The 13,988-nt window shown below is 69.6% G+C and carries 9 protein-coding genes; 2 read left to right on the forward strand and 7 right to left on the reverse strand.

Translation table 11 applies throughout. From position 1 onward, the window contains the following. Positions 1-170 precede the first annotated feature (170 nt). Positions 171-3,176: a PVC-type heme-binding CxxCH protein gene (locus tag EP7_RS26430; RefSeq protein WP_463525249.1), complete on the forward strand. Its 3,006-nt coding sequence runs from the start codon at positions 171-173 to the stop codon at positions 3,174-3,176. A gap of 19 nt (positions 3,177-3,195) precedes the next feature. Here EP7_RS26430 and EP7_RS26435 read toward each other — a convergent pair whose 3' ends face one another. The 6 genes from EP7_RS26435 to EP7_RS26460 form a co-directional block, all read right to left on the reverse strand. Then, positions 3,196-3,609, reverse strand: a complete 414-nt coding sequence (locus EP7_RS26435; protein WP_463525250.1) for a transcriptional regulator — start codon at positions 3,607-3,609, stop codon at positions 3,196-3,198. Next, a complete protein-coding gene (locus EP7_RS26440) occupies positions 3,596-4,216 on the reverse strand; it encodes a hypothetical protein (protein WP_463525251.1) in 621 nt (206 codons plus the stop codon). Before EP7_RS26440 ends, EP7_RS26435 begins: the two co-directional genes overlap by 14 nt. 85 nt (positions 4,217-4,301) lie before the next feature. After that, positions 4,302-6,722 carry a cyclic nucleotide-binding domain-containing protein gene (locus tag EP7_RS26445; protein ID WP_463525252.1) on the reverse strand — a complete coding sequence of 807 codons (2,421 nt, stop codon included), beginning with the start codon at positions 6,720-6,722 and terminating at the stop codon, positions 4,302-4,304. Between the two features lie 28 nt (positions 6,723-6,750). Then, positions 6,751-8,526, reverse strand: coding sequence for an NAD(P)H-dependent oxidoreductase subunit E (locus EP7_RS26450; protein ID WP_463528468.1), 1,776 nt, complete (start codon positions 8,524-8,526; stop codon positions 6,751-6,753). Next, complete coding sequence (locus tag EP7_RS26455; protein ID WP_463525253.1) at positions 8,523-10,040, reverse strand: multiheme c-type cytochrome; 1,518 nt, start codon at positions 10,038-10,040, stop codon at positions 8,523-8,525. Before EP7_RS26455 ends, EP7_RS26450 begins: the two co-directional genes overlap by 4 nt. Positions 10,041-10,055: 15 nt before the next feature. After that, entirely contained in the window at positions 10,056-11,555 is a 1,500-nt protein-coding gene (locus EP7_RS26460) for a multiheme c-type cytochrome (protein WP_463525254.1), read from the reverse strand. Positions 11,556-11,769: 214 nt separating this feature from the next. Between EP7_RS26460 and EP7_RS26465 the strand changes: the two genes are divergently transcribed. Beyond that, positions 11,770-12,540, forward strand: coding sequence for a 3',5'-cyclic-nucleotide phosphodiesterase (locus EP7_RS26465; RefSeq protein ID WP_463525255.1), 771 nt, complete (start codon positions 11,770-11,772; stop codon positions 12,538-12,540). Positions 12,541-12,551: 11 nt separating this feature from the next. Here the strand turns inward: EP7_RS26465 and EP7_RS26470 are convergent, their stop codons facing one another. Next, positions 12,552-13,868: a radical SAM protein gene (locus EP7_RS26470; RefSeq protein WP_463525256.1), complete on the reverse strand. Its 1,317-nt coding sequence runs from the start codon at positions 13,866-13,868 to the stop codon at positions 12,552-12,554. Positions 13,869-13,988 lie beyond the last annotated feature (120 nt).

A 13,988-nucleotide genomic window follows, 5' to 3' on the forward strand; every position in this document is an offset into this window, starting at 1 on the left:
CTCCCATGTCGCCGACTTTAGCGGATCGCCGGCCCGCGACCAAGGGGGGGGGCCGCGACCCATCCCCAGGCTTGAGTTTCTCGCCAAGCTCCACGATACTCGGATCCGGTCGAGCGACCCGGCCCACTTCGTGGAAGCCTGCCGAGAGGTCCAGGTCTAGGAGATCGTTGATGTTGTTGACGCCATCGGGACGATTGAAGCCCCATCACGCGACGATTCTCTGTGCCTTGCTCGCGCTGGCCACCGCACGGTCGCATGCCCAGGAGCCCGAGCCGATCCCGCGCGGCCAGTCCAAGCCGCCGGGGGCCCCGCTGGGCGCCGCCGAGGCCGCCCGCGCCATGACCGTGCCGCCGGGGTTCTCCGTCGAGGTCGTCGCCAGCGAGCCCGACCTGGTCAACCCCGTCGGGATGACCTTCGACGAGCGGGGCCGCGTCTGGGTCGTCGAGAGCCTGGAATACCCCAGGCGCAGCCCCGGTCCCGGCAAGGATCGCGTCAAGGTCATGGAGGATACCGACGGCGACGGCGTGATGGACAAGTTCACCGTCTTCGCCGACGGCCTGAATATCCCGTCGGGAATCGCCGTGGGCCACGGCGGCGTCTGGGTCGCCAACTCCCCCGACATCCTCTTCCTCAAGGACACCGACGGCGATGACAAGGCCGACACCCGCGAGGTCGTCGTCACCGGCTTCGGCCGAGATGACACCCACGAGCTGCCCAACTCGCTGACCTGGGGCCCCGACGGCTGGCTCTACGGCTGGAACGGCGTCTTCAACCCCGCCCACGTCGAGCATCGCGGCAAGACATTCGACTTCACCTGCGCCATCTTCCGCATCCATCCCAGGACCAAAGACTTCGAGGTCTTCTGCGAGGGGACCAGCAACCCCTGGGGCATCACGTTCGACACCGAGGGGAGCGCCTTCGCCAGCGCCTGCGTCATCGACCATCTCTGGAACCTGGCCGAGACCGGCTACTACCACCGCCAGGGGGGGCCATACCCGCCCTTCACCTGGAAGATCGAGTCCATCGTCAACTACAAGCATCAGCAGGCCGCCTACTGCGGCATCCAGTATTTCGACAGCCCCGCCTATCCCGAGCAGTACCGCGGCGCCCTCTTCATGGGCAACATCCACGGCAACGCCATCAACTTCGACCGCGTCGACCGCAACGGGTCCACCTACGCGGGCCGTCCCGAGGAGGACTTCCTCAGGGCCAACGACGCCTGGTTCATGCCGGTCGCCCAGAAGGTCGGCCCGGATGGTTCGCTCTATGTGCTCGACTGGTACGACCGCTATCACTGCTATCAGGACGCCAATCGAGACCCCGAGGGAATCGACCGGCTGAAGGGTCGCCTCTACCGGGTCCGCTACAAGGACACGCCCAGGGCCCCGAAGTTTGACATGGCCCGGGACTCGACCGCCCGCCTCATCACGCGCCTGTCCAGCCCGAACATCTACGACCGCGACATCGCCCAGCGCCTGCTGACCGAACGGAACGAACCCGCGGCCAGGCCCCAGCTCGAACGCCTGGTCCTCGACGAATCGGCCTCGCGCCCGGGCCGGATGCACGCCCTCTGGGCGCTCGTCGGCTCAGGCCCGCTCGACCCGGCCTTCAACACAAAGCTGTTGGGCCACCCCGACCGCGTGCTGCGTGCCTGGGGCGTTCGGGCCGCGGGCAATGCCAGGACCACCGATGAATCCTTGCGCAACCAGATCGTCGCGCTCGCGAGCGATCCCGCCCTCGACGTCGTCCTCCAGGTGGCCATCGCCGCCCGCAAGATCGAGGGGATCGACGCCGTCCCGCTCCTGGTCGAGATCATCGGCCGAGCCGGCGACGACCCTGCCCTGCCTCGCGTCGCCTGGCAGAATCTGCACCCGCTCCTGGAAGATCAGGGCGAGCGGTTCGCGTCGCTGATCGCCAACGGGAACCTCGCCGCGAACCCGGCCATCGCAGGGGTCCTCCCCCGCGCCATCGACCGCCTGCTCGGCCGGGCTCGTCCCTCCGCCGGAACCGCCGCGCGGGTCGCGCTCGCCGTCATCGAGGCCCCCGACGTGGACAGGAAGGTCGTCGCATCGACCCTCGAAGTGCTGAAGCAGGGCTACCGCAGGGGCGGCCCCGAGCTTCGAACCGGCCTGAAACACGAGCTTGGAAAGGCCGTTGCCGCGTTGGCGGCTGCCCCTGAGTCGCCCGTCGCCCTCGACGCGGCGCTCCTCTCGGCGACCTGGGGCGACCCCGCCGGCCTGGCGCTGGCCCAGGCCTCGGTCGGCCGCCACGACCTGCCGGACGGCCGCCGGCTCGACGCGCTGAACAGTCTGGTCGGCGCCAATCCTCGGGGCGCCGTCGAGGCCTGCGGAATCCTGCTCGATTCGAAGGCGTCGGCCGAACTGCGGGGCCAGGCGCTCTCCTCCATGGGTGGCCTGGACGACCCGGCCGTTGCCGTCCTGGTCCTCGCCCGCTTCAACGCCCTGGAGCCGCAGCTGAAGCCCCGGGCCGTCGAGTTGCTCACGCAACGACCCTCGTGGAGTAAGGCACTGCTGGAGGCCGTCGCCGCCGAGTCGATCCCCGCCGGGGCGCTCGACGCCAATCAGATCCGCAAGCTCGCCGCCAGCAAGGACCCGGCCATCGCCCCGCTGGTCCTCAAACACTTCGGGATGGTGCGCGAGGCACGTAACCCGGCCCGCGAGAAGGTGATCGGCCAGATGCGGGAGTTCCTCGTCGCGAATAAGGAGAAGGGCAAGCCCGAGGCCGGACAGGTCGCCTTCCGCAAGGTCTGCGCCCAGTGCCACAAGATCTATGGCGAGGGCCAGGAGGTGGGCCCCGAGATCACCCGCAACGGCCGCGCGTCCTTCGAGCAGCTCCTCTCCAACGTCTTCGACCCCAGCCTGGTCATCGGCACGGCCTACCAGGCGACGACCGTCGCCACCGCCGATGGCCGGGTCCTGGCCGGCCTGCTCGTCGAGGAGAGCCCGCAGGCCGTCTCGCTCAAACTTCAGGGCGGGAAGGTCGAGGTCATCCCCCGCGCCGAGGTCGAGGAGGTGAAGCGAGGCGAACTCTCCTTGATGCCCGAGGCGATCGAGAGTCAGCTCACACCCCAGGAGATCCTCGACCTGTTCGCCTTCATCACCCTGGACCGGCCCCCGACCGACTCGGAGGCCAGGCGCATCCCAGGGTCGCCCTGACCGGGCGCAGGGCCGCCCATCAGGCGGGCGACCACCCCTCGGCGATCGACTTGGGCGACGAGGGGGAGGCGCTCGCCGACGGGCCGCGGCCGGCGTTCAGGGCGTCGGCCACCACATTCTCAAGGACGTTGATATAATCCAGGAACCGCTTCCGCCCCTCGTCCGTCAGCCTGCAGAGCGTCTGCGGGCGGTTGCGGCGGTGGCCCTTCCAGACCTCGACGAAGCCGGCCTCGTGCAACGCCTGGAGGTGGCGGCTCAGGTTGCCATCGGTCAGGGCGCAGAGCTCCTTGAGGTCATTGAACATGAGCCCCTTTGGATGCGTGACCAGCGAGGTCATGATCCCCAGCCGGGCCTTCTCGTGGAAGATGCGATCGATCCCGTCGTAGGCGAACCGGCCGGCCTCGCCGCCGGCGATGTCTTCAGGCATGGACATCGTCCGCCTCCCCGCCGCCCGACCGACGCAAGACGGCCGCCGCCAGCATCTGGCCGACCCCGAACGGCACGCCCATCGCCCAGGCCGACAACGCCAGCGGCCCCTGGGCCACCGACAGGCAGGCCAGCCCGCTGGCCAGGTAAAAGCCCGCCACCAGTGAGGTTCCCCGGGGCAAGAGTCGGCAGGCGGAAAAGAGGCCCAGGCTGTAGACCACCTGCCAGAGCCCCGGCAGCATCCACGCCGACGCCGGGGCCCGCAGCGACAGCACCGCGGTCAGCAGACCACCGGCCACGACGCAAGGCACGAGTTGCTCGACCACCAGCCGGGTCTTCTCGCGGGCCCAGGCCGGTCGGAACTGCCGGTCTCGCAGCGCCATCTCGGCGAAGGCCGCCGCCACGCTCAATGCCGCCGCGCCCACCCAGATGACCAGGTAGGCATCCATCTGCGTCGTCGGATTGCCCACCCAGGCCGCCTGCAAGGCCGCCGCTCCCACCGCCAGCACCCCCGAGAACGCCACCGGCACCGAACGGAAGTCTCGGCAGACCTCCGTCCTGGCCAGTTGCAGGCGGATCTCGGCGATCTGAGTCATCGCCTCGCGCAGCTCCATCGCGGTCGCCCCCCGGTGCCTCGACCTGCTCTCCCTTTGCTTTGTAGGATAAAGTGAGCCCGGCCCCTGTCAAGCCCCCGCCGCGTCAGCCGGCGGTGCCGCCGATCTGCACGAGGTTGCGCAGCTCGGCCCCGGTCATCCGGTGCGCCGCGTCGTGGGGGCAGGCGTAGACGCACGAGGGCTGGCCGTCCAGGCTGATGCAGAGGTCGCAGGTCGTCGCCTTCTGCTGCACCACGGCGATCGTCCGCGCCGGGTCGGCGGGGTCGGCCTGCATCCTGCCGGGCAGCGAGTGCATGTTGATATTGCCATAGGGGCAATTCTCGGCGCACTTGCCGCAGCCGATGCAGTGGTCGGCAATAAGGATCTCGCGGGTCTCGCCGCGGTGGATGGCGTTGACCGGGCAGCCCACCAGGCAGAACGGGTCGAGGCACGACCGGCACGAGCTGGCGACCAGGAACTTGTCGAACCGGAGCCCTTCGCGGATGAGCCGGGTGACCCCCTCGTGGGCGTCGGAGCAGGCCTTGGTGCACTCGTCGCAGCGGGTGCATTTCTCCAGGTCCAGCACCAGCAGGCTCTGCGCATTGTAGAGCCCCTGGCTGAGGAAGTCGGGCAGCGAGACCGACTCCACCTGGCCGATGGCCCGCTCGATCTCGCGCAGCCGGTCGACCGCCAGCCGGGCCACCTGCTGCCGCACGGCCGGGAACTCGTCCAGGATCGTGCGGAACACGTCGCCGCCGATGCGGACCAGGTCGACGTGGTCCAGGGCGCTGCACGTCGCCGTGCGCCGGCCCGCGGAGACGTGCATGGCCTGGATCTCGGGCAGATGCGAGATCAGGCCGATCTCGCCGATGTAACCGCCGGGGCCGACGTAGTTGAGCACCTGCTCCTGACCGCGTCGAGACTGGGCCACCTTGACGAACCCGGTGCGGACCAGGTACATCGCGTCGGCCTCGTCCCCCTGGCTGAAGATCCGGTCGCCCGGGTTCAGCCGACCCAGGCCCACCCGGTCGCGCAGCAGGTCGACCAGCCTGCGGAACTCCGCCTCGTCGCGGGCCACCGCCGAGAACAGGGGGACGCTCCGGAGCTGATTGTCGATGGCCCGCCGCCGGTATCGCTCGTCGAGCATGGCCCGCGACTTGGTGCTGCGCTGGAGGATGTACAGGACGTTGCGCTGAAGCTCCAGCACGGTGCAGTCGGTGGCCGCGCGCACGGTGGCCGACCGCGGGTAGGAACTCATGCATGTCATCTCGCCGAAGATGTCGCCGGCGACCATGCGGGCGATGGGCTCCTCGGAGTCGAGGGCGACGGGCGCGTCGATGTTGATGAATCGGGGCGCATATTCCTCGTCGCGGCTGTCCTCATCGCGGCCGACCAGCTCGGTGGTGAACTTGCGGACCAGGCCGAAGAGGCCCCAGTCCACGCGGTCGCCCTTCTTCCGGTTATTGCGGGTGCGCAGGTGCTTGAGCTGCGCCTGGAGGAAGACCTCGACCTCGCCGTCCTCGATGTAAAACGCCGTCGAGCCGAAGTCGCCCTCGCGGCAGATGACCTCCCCCTTCGCCAGCCTCCTCCGCCGCACGGCCCCCTCGTTCCAGGCGAGGAACGGCACCGAGACTCCCTCGAACAGCGGGTGCCGCGCCAGCTCGTCGGCGGGCACGGTCCCCTCGGGAACTTTGGACTGGACCTGACCCCGGTACGACAGCGCCCCGGTGGGGCACGAGATCATGCACTCGCCGCACGAGACGCACGAGGAATGGCCCATGTCGGCGTCGAGGTCGAAGGCGATGCGGGCCGTGAACCCCTTGCCGGCCCGGCCGATGACCTGATTGTCGCGCACGTCGTTGCAGGCCCGCACGCAACGGTCGCAGAGGATGCATGCGTTGTGGTCCACGGCGATCACGACCGAGCTGTCGTCGTGGCCCCGGTCGCGTCCCGACGCCGGGAATCGGCTCTCGGTCACGCCTAGGCGTGCGGCCAGGGCCCCCAGCTCGTCGACGTTGGTGCCGCGCCCGGCCGTCGACTTCGGCGGGCTGTGGTCGGTGCACAGCAGCTCGGTCAGCAGCGAGACGGCCTCGCGCACCCGGGCGCTGGTTGCCATCGTGCCGACTTCCAGCGGCTTGGCCAGCCGCTCGTCCCAGGCGGGCCGCTGGCAGGCGGGGGCCAGCTTGCCGGCCTTCCCCTCTGGGTCGAGGTCGACGACGCACATCCGGCAGACGGCCGCCGGGCGCATGTGCTCGCGGTGGCAAAGGATCGGGATGTTCGCACGCGTCTCGTCGCCAAGCTCGCAGGCGGCGTCGTAGATGGTCGTGTACCGCAGCACGGGCTCGCCGTCGGCGTCGAGCACGTCGTTGTTGGCGGCATCCTTGAGGATTCGGGCCTTGTTCACCTCGATCATCCGGCCGTCGATCGACAGCGAGACCTTCTCGGAGAGGCGCTGCTTGGTCAGGTCGGGGAGGGTGAGCTGGCGCCCCTCGTAGGTGAACTGGACCAGGTCATCGTTGCTCTCCATCGTCGGGCCTCGGGTGCGTTGGGGCCGCTCAGCGGGCCGGTGCCAGGTAGGGCTCGACCGCCTCGGGGAAGTGCTTGATGAGCGATGTCAGGGGGCTGGGCGCCACCATCCCCAGCCCGCAGATCGACGTCAGGACCATCGCCCTGGAAAGCTCATCGACCAGCCCCAGGCCCGATCTCGGGAAGTTACCACGCGCCAGTGACTCGGCCAGGTCCACGAGCTTCTGCGAGCCGACCCGGCAGGGGACGCACTTGCCGCACGACTCGTCACGGTAGAACCGCAGGCAGCTCAGCGCGAAGTCGAGCAGATTTGCCTCGGCACCGATGATCGTGATCGCCGCGCCCAGCATCGTGCCGATCGCGCGGAACGACTCTGGCTCCAGCGGCAGGTCCAGCACGTCATAGGTCCCGTCATCGCCCGGCGGATGGTCCTTGGACCAACGCCTGCCGACGTTCTCAACCTTGACCCGGGCCGGGGTCAGGCCGCCCGACGGGCCCGAGAACGCCACGGCCCGCAAGGCTTGGCCACCGCGCATCCCGCCCGCGTGGTCGAAGACAAGCCGCCGCAGGGTCGTCCCCGTGGGGATCTCATACACCCCGGGCCGCTCAACGTCGCCGGCGATCGAGAAGAACCTCAGCCCGGTCCCGCCGCCGATCCCCTGGTCGCGATACCAGGCGCCACCGTTGAGCAGGATCGAGGGGACCCAGCTCAGGGTCTCGACGTTATTGATCAAAGTCGGTTTGCCATAAAGCCCCGTATACATGGGGAACGGGGGCTTGTTGCGCGGCTCGGCCCGGCGGTCTTCCATCGCCTCCAGCAGCGCGCTCTCCTCGCCGCAGATGTAGCCGCCGGGGCTGACGAAGACGTCGATCTCCATCGCCCGGCCCGTGCCGAAGATGTCGGGGCCGAGGGCCCCCATCGCGCGGGCGGCCTCGACGGCGGCCTTCACCGCGGCGATCTCCTCCTCATACTCGTGGCGGATGTAGATCGTCCCTCGCCTGGCGCCGATGACCAGGGCGCCAATGATCACCCCCTCGACGACCAAGTGGGGGGCGAGCCGCATCAGGTCGCGGTCCTTGAAGGTCCCCGGCTCGCTCTCGTCGCCGTTGCAGACGACGTACTTGATCGCCCCGGGGGCCTTCCGCACCGACTTCCACTTATGGGTAGTGGCGAATGCGGCGCCTCCCATGCCGAAGAGCTTCGACGTCTCCATCTGCTCCAGGGCCGCATCGACATCGCCCCCCTGCGCCAGCTTGCGGGCGGCTTCGTAGCGGGGCTCGCCGTCGTAGGGGTCGATCTTCCAGCCCGGCTTCACCCGGCTGGCGTGCTGCATGGGGGGCTGCGTCGGGTCGACGACGGCCAGGCGGATCATCTCACGCAGCTCGGACGCCGACTTGTCCCAGTAGACCTTGTCATTGATGACCACCGAGGGGGCGTGATCGCAGCGGCCCAGGCACGAGGCCTTGCCCACGGTCAGCTTGGCCTCGCCCAGCTCGTTGGCCAGGCCCTTCAGGTCGGTCTCCAGCTCCGCGGCCCCCCTGAGGTGGCAGGCCATGTCTCGGCAGACGAGCACGCGGGCCGCGGGGCCGGGAGCCAGGCGATAGTGTGGGAAGAAGCTGGCCACCTCATGCAGCCTGTGCAGGGGCTCGCCGATCTCAGCGGAGAGGGCCCGCATCTCGGCCTCGGGCAGATACCCGCAGCGTTCCTGGATCTCGTGGAGCCTCTGGACGATCATCGTCTGCTCGCGGGGGGAGTGGGACGCGGGGGCACCGCCATAATAACGTGGCGGAACCCGGACCGTCAGGGCCCGGCCGGCGCCAGGCGGGCCAGCTCGTCGAAGTCGCGGCGGAACTGCGCCGGGTCGTAGTCGCTCAGGGCCTTCAGGCGTTGCGAGAGCAGGGCCACCGGGTCGCGCTTCGGGCCGGTCGGAATCGCCAGTCCGAGCCCCTCGTCCAGCCTGTCCATCACGGCGTCATACGCGGGATCGGCCGGCGTGGCGCCGATCTCGACCAACTCGCCGCGGATGGTCTGATAGGCCCAGGCAAGCTGCTTGGCGGCGTCGGGATCGATGAATTTGGAGCCGCGGCCGCGTTCGACGAGCCGGGCCAGGGCACGCCGGCCCGCCTCGGCGTTGATCTTCGTCGACTTGATCGCAGCGACAAGATCGTCCGACCACGCCGAGATTACCCGCGAGGCGGGGACAACCCGGGCGGGGTCGCCGAACGGTCGGTCGCTGAAGGCCTCAGCAAGCGTGGACCGCGCCGCGTCGTATCGGGGCCGCAAGGTCGTGTCGCCCGAGGGGGCGGACTCGACGAGGTGCAGGGCCAGGTCGATCAGGGCATCGGGCCAGGCCGGCGGGCGTGGGCGTCCCGGCGGGCCGACAGCGCCTCGGGCCTGGCGCCAGCTCGGCCGCCTCAGCTCGTGGTGGCACGACTGGCAGTCGAACCGGCCGAACTCGCTGGTGCCGTCGGCGACCCCCTGCTCCGTGGTGGCGGCCAGCAGGTCCATCGCGTGCCGCAGGCTGACGACGCCGGCGATCACGGTGAACCGGGTCTCCTCCAGCTCGGTCGGATCCACCTTCAGGATCGCCTTGGTGGCCTCGGAGTTCTGGCGGTTGAGCCGCCAGTGGCGGGGCTGGGCCTTGCTGAAGGCGCCCACCTCGATGCCCGGCAGCGGCGGGTGGCCGGCGGCGTACATCTCGTGGGTCAGCACCTTCCCTTGCTCATGATTGCCGACGTGGCAGGCCAGGCAGGTCGAGGCACGCTTCACCGGATCGCGCAAGTTGACCAGCCCCTTCGCCTCTTTCTCGGCCGGCGGCAGGGTGCGCCACTTCGGGTCGAGCCCGTGCGGCAAGATCCAGCCGGAGTCGGGGCCGTGGCAGGCGGTGCAGGTCACCCCTTCGGCCAGCGAGAAGGGGCGACCTCGCTCATCCTCGGGAGCCCAGGTCGAGTGGCAGCTCAGGCATCGACGATCGTTCAGGGCGTCGTAGCCCAGAAGGGCCGACATCGAGGCCGTCCGCTCCTTCCAGACGCCGGCCAGCCTGGAATAGGCCTTGGAGTGGTTGTCCTGCGTGCTCCAGGTCACGTACTCATCAAGCTTGACCCAAGAGACGTCGCGAGCCTCGGCGTCGGCGACGACGTTCCTGGCCCCGGTCGCGTGGCACTGGGCGCACCCCTGGGCTCCGACATACAGCCGCCTCGACGCACCGGCGCCGCCTCCGTCCTGGCCCCGGCCTTCGCGGCGTGGGGTCAGGACCAAGACCGTCAGCAGCGCCAGGCCGGCCATGCCGAGCCGCCATCCCGGGTACTTCGCGTGCACGCGCCGCTCCTTCAATCAGTCGGACGAACCAAGGGGGGTCGCCCGCAACGTCGCCCAGCGTCGGGCCAACTCGCGTGCCTGGTCGTCGGTCAGCCCTTCGCGGCTTCCCGGGGCCCGGAACACATCAAGATAGCCCGACAATTCGCGGATGAACAGCGTCTCGGCTCGCCTCGGGTCGTCGTCCACCAGCCGCCTGGCCATCGCCCGGAGCCCCAGTGCCGTCGCTTCGGCGCGGTCGCGGCTGATCGGGGCGATGTCACCCCCCGATGCCATCATCGCCCCGATCAGCCGTGATGCATCGCCCGGTTCCAGCGGCATCGCGCGTAGCGTCTCGATCAGGGCCTCCAACCGAACAACTCCCTGGCGGGCAAGGTCGGCCGCCGCGGCCGGGCTGGGCGAAGGCCGGCGCATTTCCCGTTCCAGGGAACCAAGCCAGGGCACGTCCTGGCCGACGACCCCGGCCAGAAACCGCGTCGAGGGAGCGAACCAGCTTCCCCATGCCAGCGGCCCGCGGCCCGCATTCTGGCCGGGCCTGGTCGCGGGGTTCGACAGGTCGTGGTGGCACGAGGCGCATTCATATTCCGAGAACTCGGGCCAGGCCGGCGGCGTGGCCAGCGCATGCGCACCGCTCGCAAGCCCATCGCCACGAGCCTTCGAGGCCTCGGCACGCCACGAGAGTAGGGAGAGAGCCGCCTGAGCCGAGAGAGCCCGGCCAACGGCCCAGGCGCGGGCCTCGTACGATGGGTCGCGCCGCTTGTCGTCCTCGACGAGCCAGTGCTTGGGATAGCGGGCCATCTGGCTGGCGTACTCGAATTCGAGCCTGGGGTGGCCTGCGGCGATGAGGTCGTGGTTGACGTCGGCACGGCCGTCGCCGACATGGCACGCCACGCAACGCCGCCCACGCTCAACCAGGTCCTTCGTCGCCACCATGCCAAATTCGCGCTGCTTGCGAGCGTCGCTGAGCTGGCCCGACAGGCTGAGCCCCTTCCAGGCGGCCGAGCCGTGCTGGGCAAGCCAGCCGCCGGCGGCCCCGTGGCAGCTCTCGCAGCCCACGCCGTCGGCCTTGGTCGTGGCCTCGAAATTCAGCAGGCGGTCATCCTCGACGAGCGAGGGGTTGTACTCCTGATGGACATGGCACGACAGGCAGAGCACCTCGTCGCCGGGCCGCGCCTCGGCCGCGTCGGGCATCCCCCTGTAACGGGCCAGCATCCGACGGGCACGCGGGGTCAGCAGGGCCTCGTAGGCCTTGGCGTGAGGGTCACGCATCGCCCAGGCGGTGTATTCCGAGCCCTTCAGGCCGGTGGCCCCCAGTCCGGCAACCCCGCCGTGGCAGTCGAGCGCCGAGCATGAACCGGTCCCCGTCCATCGGGTCGCGGCTGCGGCGGGCGTCGCCCAGTTCCGGTCGGCCGCCGCCAGAATCCGGGGACCCGGGGCAGGCAACCAGGGGCAGGCCAGGGCCGCCGCGGTCAGGATGAGGCCGATCCAGGGGCGAGCGTCGGGTCGTTGCGTCCGCATCCGGCGAGCCTCCCCGGCGGCCTTTGAGACTCTTCGGCCTTAGAAAGGGGCCACCGAGGGGAACTTTAGCACATGGCCTGCGGTGCTCCCGCGGAAGGCCCGCGGCGCCCTATCTCGCGGGGGGATCGGGAAATCGGTCGGGCTCGCGCCTGCCCGCACGCCTTGTGCGTGGTAGGCTTGGCCGAGACCTCGTCCTCCCCCTGGGGATCGTCGCGTGAAGGTCACGATCATCCCGTCGTCGATGACGCCGCCCGGGCAGCATCAGGAACAGTACCTGATCTCCTACCTCATCAACGACTCGGTCGCCGTCGACGCAGGCTGCCTGGGCTTCTACCTGACTCCGGTCGAGCAGGCGAAGGTGCAGCACGTCCTGATCTCGCACACCCACGCCGACCACATCGCCAGCCTTCCCATCTTCGCCGAGAACGCCTACGAGGCGGGCGACGCTTGCGTGACGGTCCACGGCAGCAAAGCCGTGCTCGACTGCTTGCGCACCGACGTCTTCAACGGGCGGGTCTGGCCCGACTTCCTCGGCATGGCCGAGGGGGGGCTCTCGTTCCTCAGGCTCGGGAGCCTGGAGCACTTGCGGACGATCGAAGTGGAAGGCCTGCGGATCACGCCCGTCGAGGTCAATCACGTCGTGCCGACGATGGGGTTCCTGATCGAGGACGACCATTCTGCCGTGGTGATCGCCTCGGACACGGGCCCGACCGAGGCCCTCTGGCGGCTTGCCTCGGCCACACCTCGGCTGGATGCGGTCTTCCTGGAGGCCTCGTTCCCCGACGAGCTCGAATGGCTGGCGGCCGTCTCGATGCACATGACCCCGGCACGCTTCGCCGTCGAGGCGAGCAAGGTCTCTCATCCCGCCCGCTGGATCGCCGTCCACATGAAGGCCCGCTATCGCGAGCAGATCGCCCGCGAACTGGCCGACCTCCGCCTGGAGGGGCTGGAGATCGGCCGGTTCGGCGTCCCTTATTCGTTCTAGGCCGCTCCCACCTAACGCCACTGCTTCTCTGGGTTGTACTTCACGAGCTTGACGGCCGATCCGCCCGGTGCGGAGCCGACCAGGCGGCGGATCTCGGCCTCCTGCGTGACGACGTCGACTCCTGTGGCGGCGGCACTTCCCGGCAGGTCGGCGGCGTCGACCATCGAGACGAGGTCGCCGACGCCCAGGCCCGCAACGGCGACCCGCGAGATCAAGCCGGCGGTGGCCGCGACGTGGCGATCTGAGGCGTCCAGGCCGCCGATGCCCAGCAGCGTGACCAGGCTGACGCCCAGGCCGGCCCGCTTGAGGTCGACGACCAACGCGACGAGATCGTCGTCGGACCAGGATCGCCCCAGGTTCGAGCGCAAGGCCCGGTCGCCCGACTCGATGCCGAGATGGACCCGACGCAGGCCGAGGGCGGCCAGGCGCTGGAAGCCCCGGGCGTCGGGCCTGGGTCGGGAGAATTCGTCCAGAGAAGCGTGCACGCCCCGGAACCGATGCGAGCCGGGGACCGCCTCGTCGCCGGGCTCGGTGCCGATCGGGAATCGGGCGATCGCCTCCTCCAGATAGCCCGCCACGTCGTCAATCGGCAGCCGGAGGACATCGGACCCGGCCAGGAAGAGGACGCGGTACTGGAACTCGCGCCGGCCGATGAGCCTGGAAACGGCCTTGATGTGGTCGGCGAACTGCCGCCGGGTGCGGACCTCGCGCCAGGAGTCCGAGGCCGCCCGCTTCCCGCCGCCGAGGCCCCACTCGTCGGAGGGCCCCATCGTGGCCTGGAGCGTCAGGGCATTCTGGCAGTCGGGGGGGAGGAACGGCAGCGGGCCGTAGGTGTCGAGGTAGCGCTCGCGGGCTGCGAACCAGGCGGCGGCGTCCCAGCCGGCGATCCGGTCGAGCGTGTCGCGCAAGGTCTCGGGGTCGATCGAGTGGGCGGCCGGCGGCGGCTCCAGGCGGCGCATCTCTCCGGACGAGGCGGCCTCCGCAAGCTCGATCGCGGCGGAGCGAATGGAGGCGTCCAGGTCGGCCGCTTCGGCGTAAGGAAGTGTCCGCCTGCGTAGGACGAGGTTCTCGCCCACCCGGACGCGATCGATGGCCTGGACGCTGGTGTCCAGTGCCTTGAGGTAGTGGGTGGCCCCGACGTAGGCACGCTGCCAGCGGCCGTCGAGGTCGAAGTGATAGATGGGGGCGTCGCCATAGTAGAGCGAGAACGCCCCGGCCTTGAAGCCCGCGAAAACAGGGTCGGCGACCTCGTCTGAGCGCAAGCCGATCCTGTGCTTGTACAAGGCGCCTGTCTGGAGAAGGCACGCGGCTTCAGTCTGGTGCACCATCGGGAGGATTCTCTCGTCGCCGGTGTGGGAGAGGGGGCGTCCGGTAAACCGGGCTCAACCGATCCGGCCGGGTTGATTATACTGCCGGCGGCCATGGTCGACATCCCTGCCAGGAGGGGA

This window comes from Isosphaeraceae bacterium EP7 (assembly GCA_038400315.1).
Lineage (GTDB): Bacteria > Planctomycetota > Planctomycetia > Isosphaerales > Isosphaeraceae > EP7.

Coding starts and splice junctions, on each gene's coding strand:
- EP7_RS26430 (WP_463525249.1), top strand. CDS start 171: ATGTTGTTGACGCCATCGGGACGATTGAAGCCCCATCACGCGACGATT.
- EP7_RS26435 (WP_463525250.1), bottom strand. CDS start 3,609: ATGTCCATGCCTGAAGACATCGCCGGCGGCGAGGCCGGCCGGTTCGCC.
- EP7_RS26440 (WP_463525251.1), bottom strand. CDS start 4,216: ATGGAGCTGCGCGAGGCGATGACTCAGATCGCCGAGATCCGCCTGCAA.
- EP7_RS26445 (WP_463525252.1), bottom strand. CDS start 6,722: ATGGAGAGCAACGATGACCTGGTCCAGTTCACCTACGAGGGGCGCCAG.
- EP7_RS26460 (WP_463525254.1), bottom strand. CDS start 11,555: ATGCGGACGCAACGACCCGACGCTCGCCCCTGGATCGGCCTCATCCTG.
- EP7_RS26470 (WP_463525256.1), bottom strand. CDS start 13,868: ATGGTGCACCAGACTGAAGCCGCGTGCCTTCTCCAGACAGGCGCCTTG.